At 63.0% G+C, this 20,487-nt stretch carries 21 protein-coding genes, 1 tRNA gene and 1 riboswitch; of the genes, 18 read left to right on the top strand and 4 right to left on the bottom strand.

Annotated features, from left to right (window positions below):
• The first annotated feature begins 57 nt into the window (after nucleotides 1–57).
• From AADZ90_RS03540 to AADZ90_RS03525, 4 genes are all read left to right on the top strand, one after another.
• Complete coding sequence (locus AADZ90_RS03540) at nucleotides 58–990, top strand: TRAP transporter substrate-binding protein (protein ID WP_367309139.1); 933 nt, start codon at nucleotides 58–60, stop codon at nucleotides 988–990.
• A 30-nt stretch (nucleotides 991–1,020) separates the two neighbouring features.
• A complete protein-coding gene (locus AADZ90_RS03535; protein WP_367309140.1) occupies nucleotides 1,021–1,584 on the top strand; it encodes a TRAP transporter small permease in 564 nt (187 codons plus the stop codon).
• Nucleotides 1,574–2,875: a TRAP transporter large permease gene (locus AADZ90_RS03530; RefSeq protein WP_367309141.1), complete on the top strand. Its 1,302-nt coding sequence runs from the start codon at nucleotides 1,574–1,576 to the stop codon at nucleotides 2,873–2,875. The genes AADZ90_RS03535 and AADZ90_RS03530 overlap by 11 nt, the downstream gene beginning before the upstream one ends.
• 118 nt (nucleotides 2,876–2,993) lie before the next feature.
• The gene (locus AADZ90_RS03525; RefSeq protein ID WP_367309142.1) at nucleotides 2,994–4,574 is read left to right on the top strand and encodes a substrate-binding domain-containing protein; all 1,581 of its coding nucleotides are present in this window, start codon (nucleotides 2,994–2,996) and stop codon (nucleotides 4,572–4,574) included.
• Between the two features lie 200 nt (nucleotides 4,575–4,774).
• On the opposite strand, the gene AADZ90_RS03520 is transcribed toward AADZ90_RS03525, so the two are convergent.
• On the bottom strand, nucleotides 4,775–5,914 hold the full coding sequence (locus tag AADZ90_RS03520) for an alkane 1-monooxygenase (protein ID WP_367309143.1): 1,140 nt from the start codon (nucleotides 5,912–5,914) through the stop codon (nucleotides 4,775–4,777).
• Nucleotides 5,915–5,962: 48 nt separating this feature from the next.
• On the bottom strand, nucleotides 5,963–7,015 hold the full coding sequence (locus AADZ90_RS03515) for an A/G-specific adenine glycosylase (protein WP_367309144.1): 1,053 nt from the start codon (nucleotides 7,013–7,015) through the stop codon (nucleotides 5,963–5,965).
• Nucleotides 7,016–7,068: 53 nt separating this feature from the next.
• On the opposite strand from AADZ90_RS03515, the gene AADZ90_RS03510 reads away from it, so the two are divergent.
• The 3 genes from AADZ90_RS03510 (at nucleotide 7,069) to AADZ90_RS03500 (ending at nucleotide 9,442) form a co-directional block, all read left to right on the top strand.
• The gene (locus AADZ90_RS03510) at nucleotides 7,069–7,578 is read left to right on the top strand and encodes a DUF721 domain-containing protein (RefSeq protein ID WP_411996934.1); all 510 of its coding nucleotides are present in this window, start codon (nucleotides 7,069–7,071) and stop codon (nucleotides 7,576–7,578) included.
• Nucleotides 7,575–8,237 (top strand): DsbA family protein, encoded by a 663-nt coding sequence (locus tag AADZ90_RS03505; RefSeq protein ID WP_367309145.1) that lies wholly within the window; start codon nucleotides 7,575–7,577, stop codon nucleotides 8,235–8,237. Before AADZ90_RS03510 ends, AADZ90_RS03505 begins: the two co-directional genes overlap by 4 nt.
• Nucleotides 8,238–8,536: 299 nt before the next feature.
• The gene (locus AADZ90_RS03500; RefSeq protein WP_367309146.1) at nucleotides 8,537–9,442 is read left to right on the top strand and encodes a hypothetical protein; all 906 of its coding nucleotides are present in this window, start codon (nucleotides 8,537–8,539) and stop codon (nucleotides 9,440–9,442) included.
• Nucleotides 9,443–9,864: 422 nt separating this feature from the next.
• On the opposite strand, the gene AADZ90_RS03495 is transcribed toward AADZ90_RS03500, so the two are convergent.
• A complete protein-coding gene (locus AADZ90_RS03495) occupies nucleotides 9,865–10,842 on the bottom strand; it encodes a complex I NDUFA9 subunit family protein (RefSeq protein ID WP_367309147.1) in 978 nt (325 codons plus the stop codon).
• Nucleotides 10,843–10,966: 124 nt separating this feature from the next.
• Between AADZ90_RS03495 and AADZ90_RS03490 the strand changes: the two genes are divergently transcribed.
• The 4 genes from AADZ90_RS03490 to AADZ90_RS03475 all read left to right on the top strand — a co-directional run bounded on the left by AADZ90_RS03490 (nucleotide 10,967) and on the right by AADZ90_RS03475 (nucleotide 13,680).
• Nucleotides 10,967–11,053: transfer RNA gene (locus tag AADZ90_RS03490), tRNA-Leu, on the top strand.
• A gap of 218 nt (nucleotides 11,054–11,271) precedes the next feature.
• Entirely contained in the window at nucleotides 11,272–12,096 is an 825-nt protein-coding gene (locus AADZ90_RS03485) for an ABC transporter substrate-binding protein (RefSeq protein WP_367309148.1), read from the top strand.
• A 1-nt stretch (nucleotide 12,097) separates the two neighbouring features.
• The gene (locus tag AADZ90_RS03480) at nucleotides 12,098–12,952 is read left to right on the top strand and encodes an amino acid ABC transporter permease (RefSeq protein ID WP_367309149.1); all 855 of its coding nucleotides are present in this window, start codon (nucleotides 12,098–12,100) and stop codon (nucleotides 12,950–12,952) included.
• Nucleotides 12,952–13,680, top strand: coding sequence for an amino acid ABC transporter ATP-binding protein (locus AADZ90_RS03475; RefSeq protein WP_367309150.1), 729 nt, complete (start codon nucleotides 12,952–12,954; stop codon nucleotides 13,678–13,680). Before AADZ90_RS03480 ends, AADZ90_RS03475 begins: the two co-directional genes overlap by 1 nt.
• A gap of 69 nt (nucleotides 13,681–13,749) precedes the next feature.
• Here the strand turns inward: AADZ90_RS03475 and AADZ90_RS03470 are convergent, their stop codons facing one another.
• Nucleotides 13,750–13,896: a hypothetical protein gene (locus AADZ90_RS03470; RefSeq protein WP_367309151.1), complete on the bottom strand. Its 147-nt coding sequence runs from the start codon at nucleotides 13,894–13,896 to the stop codon at nucleotides 13,750–13,752.
• A gap of 50 nt (nucleotides 13,897–13,946) precedes the next feature.
• Here AADZ90_RS03470 and AADZ90_RS03465 point away from each other — a divergent pair, with 50 nt between their 5' ends.
• The 7 genes from AADZ90_RS03465 to AADZ90_RS03435 all read left to right on the top strand — a co-directional run bounded on the left by AADZ90_RS03465 (nucleotide 13,947) and on the right by AADZ90_RS03435 (nucleotide 20,184).
• On the top strand, nucleotides 13,947–14,351 hold the full coding sequence (locus AADZ90_RS03465; RefSeq protein ID WP_411996933.1) for a hypothetical protein: 405 nt from the start codon (nucleotides 13,947–13,949) through the stop codon (nucleotides 14,349–14,351).
• A gap of 41 nt (nucleotides 14,352–14,392) precedes the next feature.
• Nucleotides 14,393–15,694, top strand: a complete 1,302-nt coding sequence (locus tag AADZ90_RS03460) for a PepSY-associated TM helix domain-containing protein (protein WP_367309153.1) — start codon at nucleotides 14,393–14,395, stop codon at nucleotides 15,692–15,694.
• An 84-nt stretch (nucleotides 15,695–15,778) separates the two neighbouring features.
• Nucleotides 15,779–16,594 (top strand): DJ-1/PfpI family protein, encoded by an 816-nt coding sequence (locus tag AADZ90_RS03455; protein WP_367309154.1) that lies wholly within the window; start codon nucleotides 15,779–15,781, stop codon nucleotides 16,592–16,594.
• 75 nt (nucleotides 16,595–16,669) lie between these two features.
• Nucleotides 16,670–16,885, top strand: a riboswitch (cobalamin riboswitch).
• A 101-nt stretch (nucleotides 16,886–16,986) separates the two neighbouring features.
• Nucleotides 16,987–17,397 (top strand): DUF1636 family protein, encoded by a 411-nt coding sequence (locus AADZ90_RS03450; protein WP_367309155.1) that lies wholly within the window; start codon nucleotides 16,987–16,989, stop codon nucleotides 17,395–17,397.
• A complete protein-coding gene (locus tag AADZ90_RS03445) occupies nucleotides 17,394–18,176 on the top strand; it encodes an ABC transporter ATP-binding protein (protein ID WP_367309156.1) in 783 nt (260 codons plus the stop codon). Before AADZ90_RS03450 ends, AADZ90_RS03445 begins: the two co-directional genes overlap by 4 nt.
• Before the next feature lie 12 nt (nucleotides 18,177–18,188).
• Nucleotides 18,189–19,127, top strand: coding sequence for an ABC transporter substrate-binding protein (locus AADZ90_RS03440; protein WP_367309157.1), 939 nt, complete (start codon nucleotides 18,189–18,191; stop codon nucleotides 19,125–19,127).
• A 4-nt stretch (nucleotides 19,128–19,131) separates the two neighbouring features.
• On the top strand, nucleotides 19,132–20,184 hold the full coding sequence (locus tag AADZ90_RS03435; protein ID WP_367309158.1) for a FecCD family ABC transporter permease: 1,053 nt from the start codon (nucleotides 19,132–19,134) through the stop codon (nucleotides 20,182–20,184).
• The last annotated feature ends 303 nt before the right edge of the window (nucleotides 20,185–20,487 follow it).

The following is a 20,487-nucleotide window of genomic DNA, read 5'->3' as shown; positions in this document are numbered from 1 at the left end:
TGCCCGCATCATCATGCTCGCCTCATTTCACCGAACAACAAGAAGGAAGCCATCGACATGAAGTCCGCTGCCATCGCATTTCTGGGGATTTTCTTGGCGTCCACGGCCTTTGCGCAAAGCGATGAAATCCGCCTTGGGCATTTCATGTCGCCGCAGCATCCGATGGATCGCTTCGTCATGCGGCCATTGAGCGAAGAGTACAACGCGGCGATGGAAGGGCGCTCGGTCATCCAGATCTATCCGGCGGGCGAACTTGGAAAGGGGCCGAACCAGCAGTTCAAGCGGGCGGTGACAGGGGAAACCGACATCTCGTTCGGCCTGCCCGGATATACCCAGAACCTCTTCCCGATGACGACGATGTTCGAGCTTCCGGGCCTCTACCTCGATCCGGTGACGGCGACCGAGGCGATGTGGGACAGCATCGATCTGGTCCAGCAGGATTACGAGCGGGTCAAACTGCTCGCCACCTGGTCGAACAACCCCACGGTCATCATCAGCCGCGACCGGCCGGTGCGGAACTTTGACGATCTGCGCGGGATGAAGGTGCGCGTCGGCAACCCGACGACCGCCAAGATCATCGAGGATTGGGGCGGCGTCCCCGTCACGCTCCCCGCCAACCAAGTCTACCAGTCCATGAGCACCGGCGTCATCGACGCGGCCTATATCGGCGGCTCGGCGATCCTCGGCTTCAAGCTTTACGAGGTCGGCAACTTCGTGACGGTCAACATCCCCGGCGCGATCACGACCTTCTACCTCGTGATGAACAAGGAACGCTGGGAAGGGCTGACCGACGAAGAGAAACAGATGCTCGACAGCATGACCGGCCGCGAGCTCAGCATCGAGGCCGCTCAAGCCTATCAGCGGGTCGGGCAGCGCGCGATATCGACCGCGGCCGAGAACGGCGTGCAGGTCGTGACGCTGAACGAATACCAGCTGAGCGCCTTTCTCGAGCGATTTCCCTACAGCACTCAGGGACAGGCGGGGAATTGAGGGTATGAAACCGGCCCCGGACACTCTGTCATGATCCGCTACCTGACCATCGGTGTCGCCTCGCTCGCGTCGCTCATCGGTGGCCTGGCCCTCATCGCGATGATGGGGATCTCGATGGCGGATGCGACCATGCGCCAGTTCAACCAGTCGATCTTCGGCGCGAGCGAGATTTCCGAGGCGCTCATGGTCATCTGCGTGGCCTGCGCCGTGCCGATCTCGATCCTCAGCGGCAAGGCGGTGTCGATCGATCTGCTGACGCGGCAACTGGCGCCACGCCCGCGGGGCATTCTGGCTTTTGTCGCAGGAACCGTGTCGGTCGCCATGCTCGTCTACTATGCCTACCGGAACTACCTGTCGGCCCCCGAAGCGGCCGCCTTCGGCGAGGCTTCCCTGCTGCTCTCAATCCCCTACGGCCCGCTCTACTTCTGCCTGGCCATCGGCGGCGCGCTGGCGGCGCTCGCGCTGATCTACGAACAGGCCAGGGGCCCGATCAGCCTGTCGTCGGAGAATATCAACCCGCATCAGGCCGACGAAGAACAGCACGCCAAGGCTGACGTCGACCCGGAGCCTGCCGGAGCCCGCCATGACGTCTGAACTGATCGGTATCCTGGGCTTCGCCGGCCTCCTGCTACTGATCGGCCTGCGCTTCCCGGTCGGCATCGCGATGCTGCTTGTGGGCTTCATCGGCACCGGCGCGCTCAACTCGTTCTCAAGCGCCTCCTATTCGATGACCGGGCAAAGCTTCGAGATCATATCGAATTACGACCTGACCGTCCTGCCGCTCTTCATCCTGATGGGCACGCTCGCCGCCGCGGGCGGCCTCAGCCGCAACCTCTACGACGCCGCGCAGGCCTTCATCGGGCATTGGCGCGGCGGGCTTGCGGGGGCGACCGTCGTCGGTTGCGCCGGGTTCGCGGCGCTCAGCGGCTCCTCCATCGCGTCGGCCGTCACGATGGGCCGGGTCGCCTATCCGCAGATGCAGCGCTACGGCTACGGCCAGCGCTTGTCGACCGGCGCCATCGCGGCGGGCGGCACCCTGGGCATCCTGATCCCGCCCTCGACCGGCTTCGTCCTCTACGCTATCCTGACCGAGGAAAGCATCGGGCGGCTCTTCCTCGCCGGGATCATCCCCGGCCTCCTGCTGACCTGCCTCTTCCTTGTCGCGATCCGTGTGTTCGCCGCCTTCCGCCCCTCCGAAAGCCCCAAGGGCGAGCGCGTCAACTGGGCGGAAAGCTTCAAGGCCCTGCTCAAGGGCATGCCCATCGTGCTGATCATCCTGATCACGATCGGCGGCATCTATGCGGGCCTCTTCACCCCGGTCGAGGCCGCGGGGATCGGCGCCTTCCTTGCCCTCGTCATGGTCATCCTGCGCGGCCAGCTGACCCCCACCGTCACCAAGAACGTCATCGTCGACACGCTCCAAACGACCGGCCTGTGCTTCCTGATCCTGATCGGGGCCAGCGTGTTTGCCCCCTTCGTCGCCCTCTCCGGCCTGCCCGCCGCGATTTCCGAATGGGTCGCGGGCCTCGCGATCGGACCCTACGGGATCCTCGCCGTGATCCTCGTCATGTACCTACTGCTGGGCATGGTGATCGAGGGGCTGTCGCTCATGGTGATCACCCTTCCCGTCGTGTTCCCGCTGGTCCTGCAGCTGGGCTTCGATCCGATCTGGTTCGGCGTCATCATGGTGCTGGTGCTCGAAATGGGCCTGATCAGCCCGCCCGTCGGCGTCAATTGCTTCGTGGTCAAGACCGTCGCCACCGATGTCGAGCTCGAGACGATCTTCGCCGGCGTCTTCCCCTTCCTTATCGCGATGATCTGCTGCGTCGCACTGCTTGTCGCATTTCCCCAGATTGCCTTGTTCATCCCGGAGGCTGCGTTCTGATGAGCCGCCCTCCCGCATACCGAGTCCTCCTTTTCCAGGCCTCCCAGAAGGCCCAGCGACCCATTCCATCCAGGCAAGGGGCAGCCTGGAACCACCCGAGAAAAGACAGGAGAAACAAATGGTTTATTCACTGAAGTGCTCTCTGAAGGCGGCCGTCTGTTTATCTGCCTTGGCGACGGCAGCCACCGCCGATGTCGTGACGCTGAGATCCTTTGACGAGTCCATCACCATCAGCGGCGAGCTGCTCGATTTCGACGGCAGCAAATACGTCGTGCGCAGTCCGATCGGCGTGGTGCAGGTCGACGCGCTGTCGATGCGCTGCCTCGGCGATGCCTGCCCCGGACAGGACGCCACAGGCGGCGATGCCGAAATGGTGCGCGTCGCCGGATCGCAATCGGTCCCCGATGACCTCGTTCCCGCCCTGGTGCGCGGCTACGCGCAAACCGTCGATGCCGAGGTCGAAGGCGACGGCGTGACCGACGGCACGGGCGCGCTGTCCCTGCGCACGCCCGCGGGCGAGGCGGTGGTCGACGTGGCGCTCAACCTGACCAACAGTGCCGAGGGCCTGGGCGCCCTGGGCGCGGAAGAGGCCGATATCGCCATCTCGACCCGGGCCGCCAACGAAAGCGAAAGCTTCCGCATCGCGGGCGGCGGCGCGATCGAAGACCGCCAGAACGTGCTCGCGCTCGACGGCGTCGTGATCGTCAACCACCCGGCGAACCCGGTCCGTGCCATCTCGGCCCAGGATCTGCCGGCCGTCTTCTCGGGCCGGATCAGCAAGTGGTCCGACCTCGGCGGGTTCGGCGCGGATATCAAGATCTACGCCCGCGAATCCACCGTGGGCACGATGAATGTCTTCCAGCAGCAGGTGATGGGTCCCGCCGGTGCACGGCTGGCCCCCAACGTCACCATTCTGGACAGCGATGAAGAGATCTCGGCCGCCGTCGCGCGCGATCCGTTCGCGATCGGGGTCAGCAGCTTCTCGTCGCTGGGCGATGCCCGCGCGATGGCCATCCGCGGCACATGCGGCGTTCAGACCCCGGTCAACGCCTTCACCATCAAGACCGAGGAATACCCGCTCACACGGCGCATCTACGCCTATTCCAACTCCGACATCGCCGGCGGTCACGGCGAACGCATGCTGGACTTCGCCTTGTCGGATGACGGCCAGATCGTCGTCTCGCAATCCGGTCTCGTCGACCAGCGCATCACCGCCCGTCCGATCGACGCACAGGGGGTGCGCCTCGCCTCGGCCGTGATGGATAACGGCACGCAGGTCTCGTTCGCGGATCTCAGAGAGATGATGGGCGACCTCGTCACGGGCGACCGTCTGTCACTCACCTACCGCTTCGAATTCGGGTCAAGCCGTCTGGACAGCCGGGCGCTTGGCGATGTGGAACGCCTGGCAAGCCTTCTCTCGACCGGCGATTATGCGAACAAGGAGATCCTGTTGGTCGGCTTTACCGATGCGATCGGCGATCCGGAAAAGAACCGTCTCCTCAGCCAGTCCCGTGCCGCCGTCGTCCGCGATGCGCTCCTGCGCGCCGCCCCGCAGGGCAGCCTCGAAGACATCCGGATCCGCGCCGCCGGCTTCGGCGAGGCATCGCCGCTGGCCTGCAACGACACCGATACCGGCCGCCAGATCAACCGCCGGGTCGAAGTTTGGGTCACCGACCTGGAGCGGCAGGCGTCGAACTAGGGAAAGACGCTCCCGTTACAAACCGTGGCAGCCAATCTGGCCAGGCCGCCACGGGCCACAGGGACGTCAGGGCGTCCAATAAACCCGGTCGGGGGGTGCGATGCTGTTGCGCTCCCCTTCTCATATCCTTCCGCCGGTCATGAACGCGCACCGCCGCACGATGCGTATAGGGTGGCGCACAGCGACCCCGCGACCCAACCTCACCGCGGCATCGGATTGCTTGCCGTCTTGTACGGCCCCCAATCCTCGATCTCCGGATAATACCGCTGCCGCCAGTCCCGCACCCGCGGGTTCATGTAGCGCCGCCAAAGCGGCGGGATCATCGCCAGCATCGTCATCACCGGATAGCCATAGGGCAGCTGCGGCGCCTCATCCTGCTCATAGGTCTGCAGCAGGGGAAACCGGCGGTCGGGCTTGTAATGGTGATCGGAGTGGCGCTGCAGGTTGATCAGCAGCCAGTTCGACGCCTTGTGCGCCGAATTCCACGAGTGGCGCGGCTGGACATGCTCGTATTTGCCGTCGCCCAGATGCTTCCGGGTCAGTCCGTAATGCTCGACATAATTCACCAGCTCCAGCTGCCAGATCGCGACAAAGGCCTGGACGATAAAGAACAGAACGCCCAGCCAGCCCGCGATCAGGAAGGCAATCACCAGAAGGCCCAGCTGCAGCGCGCCATAGCGCCAGAACGGGTTCTTCAGGTCCCACCACGGCTTGTCCTTGCGCGCCAGCAGCCCCGTCTCGGCCTTCCACGCCGACAGAAGGCATCCCTTCAGAACCCGCGGAAAGAAGCGGTGGAACCCTTCGTTGTACCGCGCCGTGACCGGATCGCGCGGGGTGCCCACATAGCGGTGATGGACCAGCAGATGCTCCGACCGAAAATGGCCGTACATGGCCATCGCCATCAGGATGTCGCCCATCCAGCGTTCCAGCCGGTTCTTCTGGTGCATCAACTCGTGCGCATAGGTGATCCCGATCGTCCCCGACATGACGCCAAGGTTCGCCATCAGGAAAAACACCTCCCAGCCCGCCAGATGATCGGCGCGCGTCGCATAGGCCATGATCCCGAACAGCGTCAGGAACTGCACCGGCGCCCAGATCAGCGTGATCGCCTTGTACCAGCTGAGATCGGCGTCCGAGTTCGGGTCCGGATTTCCCTCTTCCAGCCCCAGCGCCGCATCGACCAGTGAAAACAGGTACCATGTCGAGATCGGCAGCAGGAACACCGTCCAGCTGCCGTAGAACGCCCCGATCCACGCGATCGGCACCAGGGCCAGCGACAGCCAGAACGGCAGGGCGTGCGACACGCGGTTCATCTCGGCCGTCGGGACACTGGTGATCATGGGCGCTTCCTCCTCGCGCAACCAGCTTACGCAGGGTTCACGGCTCAATCAAAGGTGTCGTAACGTCCCGTCGGCCAGCCGCCAGACCTTGCGCATGACGGTGGGCAGGGCGCCGGGATCGAAGACCTCCGCCGGAACGAACCGCCCGCGATCCGGTGAAAGGCCCTCTGGCACTTCGGCCACCTCGATCGCCAACCGCAGATGGAAATGCGTGAACGTATGCCGCGCCTCCCCCTCCAAGCGCCGCCACGCCGCGTCGACGGGCGGCGCCGCTTCCGGATCCACCCCCCACTCCGTCCCCGGCCAGCCCAGCATTCCGCCCAGCAGCCCCGTCTCGGGCCGGGTCTCGAGTAACAGCGCCCCATCCGTGCGCCGAACCACATAAGCGACGCCCGTCCGCACCGGCTTCTTGACCTTCGGCGCCTTCTTGGGGAGCTCCGCCGCCGTCCCGGCCAGACGCGCCGCACAGGGCTCCCGCCACGGGCAGATCCCGCAGGCGGGCGACCGGGGCGTGCAGATCGTCGCCCCCAGATCCATCACCGCCTGCGCATAATCCCCGGGCCGCTCCACCGGCGTCAGCCGCTCCGCATGGGCGTAAAGCACCGGCTTCACGCCCGGCAGCGCCGCACGCTCGTCATGCAGCCGGGCCATCACCCGCTCCACATTCCCGTCCATCACCGTTGCGGGCCGCCCAAAAGCGATCGCCGCGATCGCCGCCGCCGTGTAGGGCCCGATCCCGGGTAGCTCCAGCAGCCCCTCATAGGTGTCCGGAAACGCCCCGCGCGCCGCCACCGCCCGCGCGCATTTCAACAGATTCCGCGCCCGCGCGTAGTAGCCAAGCCCCGCCCAGGCCGCCATCACGTCGGCATCCTCGGCCGCCGCCAAGGCGCCCACATCGGGCCAGAAAGAAGTAAACCGCTCGTAATACCCCTTCACCGCCGCCACCGTCGTCTGCTGCAGCATCACCTCCGACAGCCAGACCCGATAGGGATCGGGCCGCGCCCCGCTCCCCGGCGGCACCCGCCAAGGCAGCGAACGCGCATGGCGGTCGTACCAGTCCAGCAGGACGGCAGAGAGGCCAGAGTAGGCTGTGTCACGCATTCTTTATGGCGCTCCGTCCGGTTTCGCTGGTGCGACGCACCAGGCCATCTAAAATGGCACCGATGGCAGGCAAACGGCAATCCATGACGCGGGGCTTCACCCGCGCGGCAGGGCTGGTGAGCGGACAGATCCGCTCCGCCGCCGAATCCCGTGGCTTCGCCGTCTCCCGCCTGCTGACCCACTGGCCCGAAATCGTCGGCCCCCGCATCGCCGGGATGGCCGAACCCGTCAAGATGACCTACGGCCGGGCCGAGGTCGGCGGCACGCTGACAATCCTCGTCAAGGGCAGCCTCGCCCCCATGGTCGAGATGGAGAAGGAAAAGATCCGCGACCGGGTCAATGCCTGCTACGGCTACGGGGCGATCCGCAAGATCAACATCACCCAGACCGCGCCGCACGGCTTCGCCGAGGCTGCCGCGCCGTTTCAGCGCGCACCCTTGACGCCCCCGGCGCCGGACCCGAAATCACAGGAAATCGCCGCGCCCGTCACCGATCCGGGACTGCGCGCGGCACTGGAAAAGCTCGGGGCGAACGTCCTCGCGAAAGGGAGTAAACGACGATGACCATGCAGCGCAGAGCGTTCCTCAGCCTCGCCGGGATCGGCGCCATCGGCGGCGGCGCCTACCTTCTGACCCGCCCTGCCGGGCCGGGCGAAACACTGATCCCCGCGGCACAGGCGCAATCAAGCAATGTCGACACCTCCGCGGTGCAGGAGATGGTGCAGGGCAACCCGGACGCCCCGGTCGAACTGATCGAATATGCCAGCTTCACCTGCCCCCACTGCGCGACGTTCCACGCCAACCAGTATCCGCAGCTGAAGGCGGAATTCATCGATCCGGGCCGCATCAAGTTCGTCTATCGCGAGGTCTATTTCGACCGCCCCGGCCTCTGGGCCTCGATGGTCGCCCGTTGCGATCCGATCCGCTTCTTCGGCATCTCCGAGATGCTCTATGCCCGCCAGCGCGAGTGGACAGAAGGCGACGGCGCCCAGATCGCCGCCAATCTCCGCCGCATCGGCATCGCCGCCGGTCTGGACGAGGCCGCCGTGGACGCCTGCATGAGCGACGCCGACATGGCCCAGACCCTCGTCGCCTGGTACGAAGAGAACGTCGAAGAGCACAACGTGCGCGCCACGCCGACCCTCGTCATCAATGGCGAGACCAAGTCGAACATGTCCTACCCGGAACTCAAGGCGCTCCTAGACGAGGCCCTCGCCAGCTGACCTCAAGCGCCTGACCCGACCACGGAGCGTAGGGTGGGTGATTCCACCCACCATGCGCGTCGGCCCAAACTGACACCGTAGGGCGGGGTTCACCCCGCCATGCCATCCCCAACGCCGTGCTTGCGCCACACCCAGCCGAACACCTGTGATGACGCGGCGCGTTGTGTCATTATCGAAGCGGTGGCATGATCAAAAAAGTGTACGGGCCGCGCGATCGACGTCCCTTCTTTGTCATTGAATTACGTTTTTCCTGAAGAGATTGAAGAGGCGCTGGCGTGAGGCCAGTCAAAAGATAGAGCATGCGCACAACGATAGCTTTTCTCGTCGGCTTCCTGCTTTTCTTGCCGGAACACTTACCGGCAGATGGCATCGAAATCGAGAACCCAGAGATGTTGGATGAGATTTCTGAATGGTCGGAGCTTTGTGAAATCACCGACTGCGATCAGTTTCCTGTCGGATACGAGACCTATGCGTTCGGACCCGAAGTCTACTACTTTCCGCACCACGACAAGCTGGCCGCTCTCAAACCACGCGGCGTAGCTGCTCGGGGGGTCCGAGCAGGGCGATTTGTGGATGGACCTGATGATGGAACGCACGCGCGATCGTTCAGCCAATCGCAAGGCCTTAGCATTTCCTGGTGCTGTGATGACCTACTGAACTACTATGGGTTGTCAGATGAAATGCCTTGGTTCAGGGATGAGCCGCCTGGTCTTTATTCAGAGATAGTCATAAATCTACGTATCTCGCCTTTCGATGATCGAGACCATAACAGCGTCCGCCGCCCGCGACCATTACAAGATCTCCCAGAGGACGCAACTCCTGAGCAAATTGAAGCAGCCGGCGCGCGCTCGTACAATGATGATTTTTGGGCACTCAGTGTCGAAGAGCCAAACTCGGTTGGTTTCCGGGCATTCCGGCTTTTGTCAAAAGATCCAATGCTGAATGGCCATCATATCCGCGTTTACTGCGACGGCTTGTGTCGCTTCCGCACACATGCATTTGAAGAGGATCCTGAAGAAACGCGCCCACATCTAATACTTATGTGGGTGAAGATTACGGGAGATAATCTGTTCCTTTGTTCTTGGGAAGAGGTCGAAAACGGTTGCGATCCGTCTCCGGACGTATTCGACAAGGTGCCTCAAATGCTTTCAGCCATCGAAGACATGTTTGAAGCCGCGCAAGTTTTTCCGGACGAGCAGGAATAGCGTCGTAAGGTGCGTGCTTGCACGCACCGCCCCCACGAAAAACACAGTCGTAGGGTGGGTGATTTCACCCACCAAGCCAACGTCGCGCACCTCCGAAAATCGCACTCTAAGGCGAGGAGAAGACGCCGCTTCGACCACCACCCATCCCGGAACCACTGGGTTCCGCCAAAAGGCAAGATCAACAAAGCGAAATAGAAGTCCAATATTGTCCCCAATATCGATCCAATACCGTTGCGCCAAACCCGACCGCACGCTCCGTTAACCCCGCGATTTCCGCGCGAGAGTCCGACCGAATGCCGACGTGATGCCGACCAAGTGCCGACACGGCATTTTCCATGATTTACTGGCGTTAACCCCCGATTCGCGTCGCGAGGCGCGATTTGCACCGCATGCACCGGGTCATATCCCGTTAAGACCTGTGTCTAGCGCAGGTTCCGGGCGCTTTCCTTGATCTCGTCGTACTGCCCCGACGGCCGGAACCGCCAGAGGTACTCCGGCAGCACCGCCTCCATCGCCGTGGGCTCGATCCCAAGCTCCGCAAAGCCCATGGCCCCTTCGGAAACCACGTTGTCCTGCGCCAGATTCCGCACCTGATCCCGGGTGATCGGCGCCTTCACGATCCCGAACGAAAGCTTCTCGGCCAGGCCAAACCCCCAGCCCATCAAGTGCCCGATTCCGAAGGGAATATTGGCCACGAGCCGCCGCCGGCGGATGATCTCCAGCATCTCGCCCATCAGCTCCCGGAAGGTCTGCACATCCGGTCCGCCCAGCTCGTAGATGCCCGGCTTGACCTCGCCTTCGATGGCCTTCGCCGCGGCCTTCGCCACGTCCTCCACATAGACCGGTTGAAACCGCGTCTCGGCGCCCACGACCGGCAGAACCGGCCCCAGCCGCGCCATTCCGGCGAAGCGGTTGAAGAACTGATCTTCCGGCCCGAAGACGATCGATGGCCGCAGGATCACCGCCTGCGGCATATGTTCCAGCACCGCCTTTTCTCCGGCGGCCTTGGTGCGGGCATATTCGCTGTCCGCCCCCTCGTCGGCGCCAATGGCCGACAGCTGAACGAACCGCTCAACCCCATGTTTCTGCGCGATTTTCGCGATCCGTTCGGCCCCGTCGGACTGCACCGCCTCGAAGGATTGGCGCCCCGTCTCGGCCAGGATGCCCACGCAGTTCACAACCGCGTCAGCCCCCCGCATGACGGCCTCGACGCTGGCATCGTCGCGGATATTGCAGAAAACAGGCTCCACCTGTCCGACGGCCCCGTAAGTCCTTACGAATCCAGCTTCATTCGGCCGCCGCACCGCGACCCGGATCCGCCACCCAAGCCGCGCCAGCTCCTCGGTGATATAGCGGCCGACAAACCCCGACCCGCCGAAAACCGTAACCAGCCCATCCATGCGGCACACTCCTTCAAGCAGTATCAGCGGTTTAGCCATGGGGTTTCGGGGCGGCAAGGCGCAAAGCGGCGGATCGCCCGTTGACAGCGCCCGCACCTCGGCCTAGAGGGCTGTCGCGCGACCTGCCCAGGTGGCGGAATTGGTAGACGCGCCAGCTTCAGGTGCTGGTGTCCGTATGGACGTGGAGGTTCGAGTCCTCTCCTGGGCACCATTTCACGGAAATCCCCTGTATTTCAGTGCAGTAGTCGGGCTTTGCTCCTATATCCGCCTGAGGTCGCCGCTGATAGCATGCTGCCGCATATCGGTGAGCTTAAGCGAACAGGGCGGGAACCTGGAACCACAAGTGGCGAACCAGAGGCCGAGGATCATGGACAAATTCCGCCCCGCCTTTACGCTGGTGGAAGAAACCCGATCAGGATGGACCACACCATGAAAACCGCGCCGCTTACCGCGTTTCTCCTCTGCGCCACCGCGACGGCCGCCTTGGCTGACGCCCACGGCCAATGCGCCGAAGGCAAGACCCTGGAGGACGGGGTCCTAACGATCGCGACGGGCAATCCCGCCTTTTATCCGTGGGTTCTGAACGATGCGCCGGAAAGCGGCGAAGGGTTCGAAGCTGCCGTCGCCTATGCGATCGCCGCCGAGATGGGGTTCGAGTCCGATGCCGTGCGTTGGGTCAGAACCTCGTTCGACGCCGCGATCCAGCCGGGAGCGAAGGACTTCGACTTCAATCTTCAGCAATACTCGATCACGCCAGAACGGGAAGAGATGGTCGACTTCTCAGAGCCCTACTATTCCGCCGCGATGGCGGTCCTGACGACGGAAGCGGTGGTCGAGGCGGGGGCGTCGCCCTCACTTGACAGCCTGCGCGGACTGCGCTGGGGCGCCGTGGCGACGACAACGGCACTGCCCATGTTGACCGAAACGGTGTCGCCCGATCGCGACCCGCTTCTTTATGGCGACAATACCGACGTGACCGCGGCAATGCAGGCCGGCCAGATCGATGCGGCCTTCTTCGATCTGCCGACCGCACTCTATCTCGCTGCCGTCGTGGTAGACGGCGGTGTGGTGCTGGGCCAGTTCCCTGTCGACCGGACGATAACGCCTGATCGCTTCGGCCTGCTGATGGAAGACGGCAGCGCGCTGCGCGAATGCGTCGACGCCGCCATCGGCGCGCTGACCGAAAACGGCCGCCTGGCCGAAATCGAGGCGGAGTGGCTACAAGAGGCCACCGGCGTTCCCGTGATCGAGTAAGATGGCTGACGCACCGATGGTGGGGGCGGGGCCACAGCGGCCTGCCCCGACACGCCGCCAGAGCTACGAGGCAAAGCTGAGGCGGCGCGGAATCCTGATCGCCGCGGGCTCTACCATCGCGGTCGTGCTGGCCATCGTGATCCTCGTGCCGCGCGCCCCGGGATGGGAGGCCGTCAGGCGCAGCTTCTTTAACGGCGAAGTGTTTGCGGAAACCTTCCCCGGCCTTCTTCGCGCCTTCATGCTGGATGTCGCGATCTTCCTCTGGTGCGCCCCTGCGATTGCCATTGTCGGCCTGATGATCGCGCTTTGCCGGGACGCCAGCGCGCCAGCGCTCTTCCCGCTGCGCGCCTTCGGGGCGCTCTACACTGATATCTTCCGCGGACTTCCAGTGATCCTCGTTGTCTATCTGATTGGATTCGGTGTGCCGGGGCTGGGCCTGCCACGGCCTTGGAACTCACCCTATATCTGGGGATCGCTGGCGCTGATCCTCGTCTACGCGGCTTATGTGGCCGAGGTCATCCGATCGGGCATCGAGTCAATCCACAAGAGCCAACGGGCCGCCGCCGCCTCTCTCGGTCTCTCGGAGGCCGATACGATGCGCTACGTGATCTTGCCGCAGGCGATCCGGAACGTGGCCCCCGCGAATATGAACCTCTTCATTGCGTTGCAGAAGGACGTCGCGCTCCTGAGCTTCATAGGTCCTGTAGAGATCTTCCGGCAGGCTGGCGTCTACAAGTCACTGATGGCGAATTTCACGCCCTATGTGGGCGCGGCGGTGATCTTCCTTGCCATCACGATCCCGGCCACGCGCTACGCCGATTATCTTCTCGCACGGCAAAGGCGGCGGCAGGGGTGATGGCGAAACTGGAACTAAGGGGCGTCGCAAAGGCCTTCGGGGACAATGCCGTCTGCCGGGGAATCGATCTGAGCGTTGAGGAGGGGCAGATGGTCTGCCTCATCGGTCCGTCCGGGTCGGGGAAGTCCACCCTCCTACGCTGCATCAACCTGCTAGAACCGATCGATGACGGCGAGATCATGCTCGACGGGGAAGATATCAGCGTGCCGGGACTCGATCCCCAGCCAGTGCGGGCGCGGATCGGGATCGTCTTTCAGTCCTTCAACCTCTTCCCCCACATGACAGCCGCCGAGAACGTGATGCTGGCCCCGCGCCGGGTGCATGGCAAAAGCCGAGAGGCCTTGGCTGCGCCTGTCCGCGCGCTGTTTCAGCGCTTCGGGCTGGGCGACAAGATGGGCCATTACCCTGATCAGCTGTCCGGCGGTCAGCAACAACGCGTCGCGATCATCCGCGCGCTGGCAATGTCGCCCGAGATCATGCTCTTCGACGAGATTACCTCGGCGCTTGATCCCGAGCTGGTGGGGGAGGTCCTCGACGTCCTCCGGCAGTTACGGGGCGAAGGGATGACGATGGTCTTGGCCACCCACGAGATGGCCTTCGCGCGAGAGGTCGCTGACAAGGTCTGTTTTCTGGACGGCGGCATGATCGTCGAGGAAGGCCCGCCTGCAACGATCTTTTCGACCCCGCAGGAGCCGCGCACAAAGGCGTTTCTGAAGCGCGTGGTTTGAGGATGCGCGGGTCTGACGCCACAGGTTCCCGTTCTGAGATTTGATCTCCAAAGCCTGCCTCGGGGATCTTTAGTCTTCGGTTCCGCCCCGCATTTCGCACCCGACGACCTGATGGTGTTGGTGAAACTCCGAAACGTTGGCAGAGCTGATGACGTCACCGCAGGTGAACATACCAGGACTCAAGTCGCGGGCGCGGCGCGTCTCGAAGCGTATCATCTGAACGCTCCCTCCGGCCTCTGCGGCAATCTGGCATGAGGGATCCACCATTGCCCGTTTCGATGGGCACCTTCCTCGGCTATCACTCGCCCATGCGATGCGCGGTTTTACGACCCCTCCTGGTTCTTTCCCTGGTCCTCGGCCTTCTGGTGCCGAAGATGGGGGTCGTGCTGGTCGAGCTCATTCCAGGCTGGCAGACGATGGTGATCTGCACAGGGGGTGAGATGGTTGTGATGACGATCTCACCCGAGGGAGAGCCTGTGGAAGTCGAACAGGACGGGGCAGAGCCATGTCCGCCGGCGAATGTCATCGCCGATGCAGAACAGGATATTCCGCGCTGGGTCTATCTTGCCCGGGACTATGGGGATCAAGCGATCCATCGCCCCAGCCTCCGGCGAGATCTGTCCGTCATCCTGATACGCGGGCCAACCCGCGCACCGCCGCTGCCGATCTGACCAAAGTCCTCAGATCGAAGCTAAATTCAGGATACTGCTACATGACCGATGTCACTGCATCGGCGCAGTCCGGCGCAACAGCGACCGGCGGCGCCTTCTACCGCCTCGTGTGGAAATGGCATTTCCTTGCCGCTCTCTACGTTCTGCCGTTCATGGCCTTGCTGGCCATCACGGGCGGCATCTACCTTTACAAACCTCAGATCGAAGCCTGGCTCTACGCGGATCGTCTGACCGTTCCCATCGGGGCCGAAGCGATGCCGCATGAAGCACAGGTCGATGCTGTCGCAGAGATAGCCGGGATAACCCGCCTGCGTGGTGTGACCGATCACGATGCCATCGACAGATCGACCGTGATCGAGTTTGACGATGCCGACGGTGTCCGCTCAATCGCTTGGGTCGATCCCTACACGGCTGAGGTTCTGGCCGTAACACCCCGAGACGAGATGGTCATGCAGATCGTCCGCAAACTCCATGGCGAGCTTCTTTTGGGCGATCTTGGTACCAAATTCGTTGAACTCGCAGCCCATTGGGCCATCGTGATGTTCATCACCGGGGCCTATCTCTGGTGGCCGCGTGGCTCCAGAAGCTGGGGGAAGGCGTTCCGTCTGCCGCGCGGCAAAAGCCGGAGCTGGTGGCGCGAAACCCATCTCTTCACCGGATTTCTAGCCACGATCCTTGTCGTTCCGATCATCATAACCGGTTTGCCCTGGACCGATGTCTGGGGCGGCGGCCTGTCCTACGTGCAGGAACGTACCGGGCAGGACAGTCGCAGCTTGCGCTTCGGCGGTGACGTTCCGGACTCGACCGAATCCGAGGGCGATCCGATCCCCTTTGCCGACGTCTTCGGCATCGCCAAAGCCGAGGGTCTGGTTGCACCTTATGAGATGCGTCCACCCACGGATACTGAGGGCGCCTTCTGGATCCGCTCGGCCAGTATCGACCGCTACAACCAGACCGAACTGATCATCGACCAGTATTCTGGCGCGGTTCTGATGCGGCATGACTTCTCTGATAACCCCGTGGTCGCCCAAGGCATCTCGCTGGGGATCTCATTCCACCAGGGTGAACTCTACGGATGGGTCAACCTTCTGCAAAACACAATTGCCGCGACCGCAGCGCTTGTTCTGGCGGTCTCCGGCTTCGCTGCCTGGTGGTTGCGCAGACCCAAGGGAAGCCTTGGCGTACCTGCCGCACCGGATGCAGCGCTTGGCACCGGAATGATCTTTCTCATCATCGGGCTCGCTCTGCTGTTCCCGCTGATGGGTGCCTCACTCATGCTCGCCCTGATCCTCGACTGGGTGCTCTTCCGCCGCCTCGGCTGGTTTCGGGCTCACACGGCGTGACGATCCCAGGCGGGCCAACAATCTGGCCCGTCCCCCTCAGATTTAGGAGACAAACCAATGATCGACAGACGAACCTTCGCTTTGATGGCGGCACTTGGCCTCATTAGCACCCCGGCACGATACGCAACGGGACAGCAAGCCATTCCGCCGGCGTCGCCTCGCGCCGACCTTGATGTGCCCTTGCATGATATGTCGGGCTGGCCCGAGGACTGGACCGGCGACGAACAAGTGCTGATGCTGGCTTATCCAGGCATGACCGCGCTTGATCTGGTCGGGCCGCAATACATGTTCGGCAGCCTTTGGGGCGCAACGGTCCAGGTCGTTGCCAAGACCCGTGAACCCGTGGTCAGTGACACAGGCCTCACCATCCTGCCCGACATCACGTTTGACGAGGCGACCGACGCACCCGATGTGATCTTTGCACCAGGCGCGATCAGCGGCTTGCTGAACGCCATGGAAGACGACGAAACCTTGGACTTTCTTGCCTCCCGCGGCGAACAGGCGCGATATGTCACGGCGGTCTGCACCGGGACCCTGCTCTTGGGACAGGCCGGTCTGCTGGAGGGCTATCGGGCGACCACGCACTGGCTGGCGATGGATGTGCTTGATGCCTTCGGCGCGATCGCCGTCGATGACCGCGTCGTGCGCGACGGCAACCGTATCACCGGCGGCGGCGTTACTGCTGGCATCGATTTTGGCCTGGCGATCATCGAGGAGTTGCGCGGCACCGAATATGCACAATCGGTGCAACTGCTTGCGGAATACGCTCCGGAGCCGCCCTTGAACGCTGGTTCACTCGAGACCGCCCCTCCCGCGGTGCGCGATCGCATGACGAACATGTTCGCAGGGTTCGAGGTCCATGCCAGGTCTGTCGCGTCGCTGCGACGGAAGGGAGGCTAGGGATCCGCGATCGGCGGTGCCCGTCTGATGCGATGTGCAACCTCTGATCGCTGTATTGACATTGCACGTCGGGGCGCGAAAGCTCGCCCCGATGGTTCCCAGACGCCAGCGGCCGACGGGATGAAAAAGGGAACATGGTGCGGTGTAGCCATCAGGCGCCAAATCCATGACTGCCCCCGCAACTGTAGGCGGTGAGCCAACCTGCAAACACCACTGGGCCAGACGGTCTGGGAAGGTGCAGGCAAGCGAAGACCCGCAAGTCAGGAGACCTGCCATCTGATTGCAACTCGAACCCAGGCGGGGTGTCCTGGATGGAGGCCGAAGATGGTTATCACGGGCTTGCCCGGCAACAGGATTGGTCCCCGCTTCCCCGCCAGCGCGCGGAGGGCGCCATGGATCACGAAAAGACATATCATCGCATCACGATCTGCACCTCATGCCGCCATAAGGGCGAGATCTGCCGCCCGGGCCATGCCCTGATCGAGAAGCTCCGAACCGCGATCGCAGCGGGCGGTGACAGCATTTCTGACCAGTTCGAGATCTCGGGCGTCGCCTGTATGGCGGGCTGCGACCGCCCTTGCACGGTGGCCTATCACGGTAGCCGGAAGGCAACTTATCTGTTCGGGGATATCGAGGCGGATGCGGATATCGGCGACTTGGTCGCCTTCGCTCGGCTATATGCCGACCTCCCGGATGGCTGGTATTCGTCGTTCGACCGTCCGGGTAAACTGCGCCATACGACACTTGCCCGCATCCCGGCGGCCGTCATCGCAATTGAAGCGGTTGGCGAACCGGTCTCATGAGCGCCGCTTCCCTCGCCGTCGAAGATGTCAGCTGGGCGCCGCGCCGGGATCGCACGCCGATCCTGCATCCCACAAGCTTTGCTCTGAATGCAGGCGATGTCCTCGGCATCGTTGGCGCGAACGGGGCGGGCAAATCAACGCTTCTGCGCCTGCTTTACCGCTACCACAAGCCGCTGACGGGCCGGATCCGCGTGGGCGTGGATGATATCTGGGCCCTGGCGCCGCGTGCCGTTGCACGCAGGATTGCGGCAGTCCTCCAGGAGCAGCCTACGGACTTCGCGCTGACAGTCCGCGATATCGTCTCGCTTGGACGGACACCCCATCGCGGCGGTTGGGCGGTCTCAGGCAAGCGCGATCAGACCATAGTCGAGGAGGCATTGACCCGCCTTGACTTAGGCGGCTTTGCCCATCGCCAACTGGGCACGCTTTCGGGCGGCGAACGCCAGCGTGTCATGGTGGCCCGCGCGCTTGCGCAGGAGCCGCAGGTGCTGGTTCTGGACGAACCGACCAATCACCTCGATATCCGCCACCAGCTTGAAATGGTGGCCCTGATCCGCAGTCTGGATCTGACCATCGTCACGGCGCTCCACGATCTGAACATGGCGGCCGGGGTCTGCGACAAAATCCTGCTGCTCAGGCACGGCCAGATGACAGGCTTCGGGCCGCCAGCGACCGTTCTAAGCGAGACCACCGTTTCAACGGCGTTCAATGTCGCCGCGCGGCGGGAAAGGCTGTCGCTGTCGCAAGATGATCATCTGACCTTTCATCTTCCCCATTGAAGGATATTCCATATGCGCAAGACGCTTCTTCTCTCATTTGTCATTCTCAGTATCGCGAGTGCCGCGACCGCACATGTCACGGTTCAGAGCTGCAATCGCGAGGTGACTTTCGACGCACCGCCCACAGCAGCCATTTCGAACGACGTGAATTTGACCGAGATGATGCTTGTCCTGGAGCTAACGGATCACATGATCGGTTACACCGGCATCTCGGGATGGAGGACGCTGGATGAGGAGATGCGCACAGGGGTCGAGGCGCTTCCGGAACTGTCCAAAAAGTATCCAAGCAAAGAGATCCTGATCGGAGCCGGGGCGGATTTCTTCTTTGCCGGATGGAATTACGGGTTGCGGGCCGGTGGCGAAGTCACGCCCGAGACGCTCGCCCCCTTCGGCATTCAGGTCTACGAGTTGACCGAAAGCTGCACCCATATCATGAACAAAGAGAAGGCCAGCATGGAGGACATGTATAACGACCTCCTGAACCTGGGCCGGATTTTTGGGGTGGAGGATCGCGCAGAGGCGCTGGTCGCAGGCTACCGGGCTGAGCTTGCAGCGTTCACGGACACGCTTGAAGCCGGCGAAATGCCTGTCCGCGTCTTCGTCTATGACAGCGGTGAGGATGCGCCATTCACGGCCGGGCGCTATGCGATGCCAACGGCAATGATCGAAGCAGCAGGCGGCATCAACGTGATGGAAGACTTCGAGAAGAGCTGGGCGACTGTTGCTTGGGAAGAGGTTATCGCGCGCGATCCCGAGGTCATCGTGATTGTGAATTACGGCGACGTCACCGCAGAGCAGAAGAGGGACTTCATGGTGTCGAACTCCGCCTTCGCCGGGATCGATGCTGTGCAGAACGACCGCTTCGTCACGCTCGACTACGTCAAGGCAACGCCCGGCCCGCGCAATATCGAAGCAATCAAGACGCTCGCCGCCGCGTTCTGGCGGGAGTGATAGGATGACCGACGCCGCCACGACGGCCTCGCGCCCGCCGAAACGGTTGACCGGTATCGGGGCGGTGGCGGCAATCGTCCTTGCGCTGTTGGCCTCGCTTTCCGCGGCAATCAGCATCGGCGCGGTCCCCGTGCCGACGGCGACCGTCTGGAGTGTGATCATCAACAGAGGTGTGCCCGGCGCGGTCGAGCCTGTTTGGTCGATCGGGCAGGAGGCCATCGTCTGGGAGCTGCGGCTGCCGCGCGCCCTTCTGGCAATGATGGTCGGGGCAGGGCTGGCCATGGTCGGCGCGAGCCTTCAAGCGGTCACCCGCAATCCGCTGGCCGATCCACACTTGTTGGGTATTTCGTCCGGCGGTGCCTTCGGCGCGATCCTCGCACTTCTGCACACGGGGCTGTTTCTCGGCCTGCTGACGGTTCCGGTGCTGGCTTTCCTTGGTGCGCTTGGCGCGACGATACTCGTTCTAGGCGTGGCGCGGCTGGCGGATGCCGCCAGTGCAGATCGGCTCGTTCTAACCGGTGTCGCGGTTTCGTTCATCATCATGGCAGGCGCGAACATCCTGATATTTCTGGGCGATCCGCGTGCGAGCCATACGGTGGTGTTCTGGATGCTTGGCGGCCTAGGTCTCGCCCAATGGGCACAGTTGGCGTATCCGCTCGCGATCCTCCTTGCCTGCGGCTTCTGGCTTTGGTGGCGGGCAGGCGATCTGAACGCCATGACAGTTGGCGACGAAACCGCAGCAAGTCTCGGTATCCCAGTTGGCCGCTTCCGGCTGGCTGTCTTTGCGACCGGGGCGCTGATCACTGGCGTGATGGTGGCGTTTTCCGGCATCATCGGCTTCGTCGGCCTGATGGTGCCGCATATCGCCCGCATGATCGTGGGAGGCGACAACCGGCGCGTCCTGCCAGCCTCTGCCTTTGGCGGTGCGATCTTCCTGCTCTGGGCGGATATCGCGGCAAGAACGATCCTGCGCCCCGAAGACATTCCCATCGGTATTGTCACCGGGCTGGTCGGCGGCGTGTTCTTTGTCTGGCTCCTGTGGCGCAGGCGAGGTTAGCAGCCTCCTCTGCGCATCCGACCCTGCAAACCGATGAGGAATCGCTTCCCGGTGAGGTTCAAGAACAACGTCACGCAACAAGATACCGCGATTATACCATGTCGGCGGCAAACGCCGTGATGGGCCGTGATCCAGCGCGGCCGCGCAAAGGCAGGGGTCAGCCCGAATACTCCATGACACTGATGCATGACACCGCTGCCACACAAGCAAAGTATGGTTTGCTATAACTCCGAAGTCATTGATTGCGCCGCGAAATTGCCATTTTGTTGGTCTTCGCTCGCCCCAGTTTGTCTCCAAGCAGGA

The sequence above is a fragment of the Aestuariibius violaceus genome, assembly GCF_040779325.2.
GTDB lineage: Bacteria > Pseudomonadota > Alphaproteobacteria > Rhodobacterales > Rhodobacteraceae > Aestuariibius > Aestuariibius violaceus.
This window is presented reverse-complemented; position numbering and strand designations above follow the sequence as displayed.

What these genes read in the sequence shown, in the direction of transcription:
- AADZ90_RS03485 (WP_367309148.1), top strand. Translation starts at nt 11,272, where the DNA reads ATGAAAACCGCGCCGCTTACCGCGTTTCTCCTCTGCGCCACCGCGACG.
- AADZ90_RS03435 (WP_367309158.1), top strand. Translation starts at nt 19,132, where the DNA reads ATGACCGACGCCGCCACGACGGCCTCGCGCCCGCCGAAACGGTTGACC.
- AADZ90_RS03505 (WP_367309145.1), top strand. Translation starts at nt 7,575, where the DNA reads ATGACCATGCAGCGCAGAGCGTTCCTCAGCCTCGCCGGGATCGGCGCC.
- AADZ90_RS03510 (WP_411996934.1), top strand. Translation starts at nt 7,069, where the DNA reads ATGGCACCGATGGCAGGCAAACGGCAATCCATGACGCGGGGCTTCACC.
- AADZ90_RS03475 (WP_367309150.1), top strand. Translation starts at nt 12,952, where the DNA reads ATGGCGAAACTGGAACTAAGGGGCGTCGCAAAGGCCTTCGGGGACAAT.
- AADZ90_RS03495 (WP_367309147.1), bottom strand. Translation starts at nt 10,842, where the DNA reads ATGGATGGGCTGGTTACGGTTTTCGGCGGGTCGGGGTTTGTCGGCCGC.
- AADZ90_RS03455 (WP_367309154.1), top strand. Translation starts at nt 15,779, where the DNA reads ATGGCGGCACTTGGCCTCATTAGCACCCCGGCACGATACGCAACGGGA.
- AADZ90_RS03535 (WP_367309140.1), top strand. Translation starts at nt 1,021, where the DNA reads ATGATCCGCTACCTGACCATCGGTGTCGCCTCGCTCGCGTCGCTCATC.
- AADZ90_RS03520 (WP_367309143.1), bottom strand. Translation starts at nt 5,914, where the DNA reads ATGATCACCAGTGTCCCGACGGCCGAGATGAACCGCGTGTCGCACGCC.
- AADZ90_RS03470 (WP_367309151.1), bottom strand. Translation starts at nt 13,896, where the DNA reads ATGATACGCTTCGAGACGCGCCGCGCCCGCGACTTGAGTCCTGGTATG.
- AADZ90_RS03445 (WP_367309156.1), top strand. Translation starts at nt 17,394, where the DNA reads ATGAGCGCCGCTTCCCTCGCCGTCGAAGATGTCAGCTGGGCGCCGCGC.
- AADZ90_RS03460 (WP_367309153.1), top strand. Translation starts at nt 14,393, where the DNA reads ATGACCGATGTCACTGCATCGGCGCAGTCCGGCGCAACAGCGACCGGC.
- AADZ90_RS03450 (WP_367309155.1), top strand. Translation starts at nt 16,987, where the DNA reads ATGGATCACGAAAAGACATATCATCGCATCACGATCTGCACCTCATGC.
- AADZ90_RS03500 (WP_367309146.1), top strand. Translation starts at nt 8,537, where the DNA reads ATGCGCACAACGATAGCTTTTCTCGTCGGCTTCCTGCTTTTCTTGCCG.
- AADZ90_RS03480 (WP_367309149.1), top strand. Translation starts at nt 12,098, where the DNA reads ATGGCTGACGCACCGATGGTGGGGGCGGGGCCACAGCGGCCTGCCCCG.
- AADZ90_RS03515 (WP_367309144.1), bottom strand. Translation starts at nt 7,015, where the DNA reads ATGCGTGACACAGCCTACTCTGGCCTCTCTGCCGTCCTGCTGGACTGG.
- AADZ90_RS03540 (WP_367309139.1), top strand. Translation starts at nt 58, where the DNA reads ATGAAGTCCGCTGCCATCGCATTTCTGGGGATTTTCTTGGCGTCCACG.
- AADZ90_RS03525 (WP_367309142.1), top strand. Translation starts at nt 2,994, where the DNA reads ATGGTTTATTCACTGAAGTGCTCTCTGAAGGCGGCCGTCTGTTTATCT.
- AADZ90_RS03530 (WP_367309141.1), top strand. Translation starts at nt 1,574, where the DNA reads ATGACGTCTGAACTGATCGGTATCCTGGGCTTCGCCGGCCTCCTGCTA.
- AADZ90_RS03440 (WP_367309157.1), top strand. Translation starts at nt 18,189, where the DNA reads ATGCGCAAGACGCTTCTTCTCTCATTTGTCATTCTCAGTATCGCGAGT.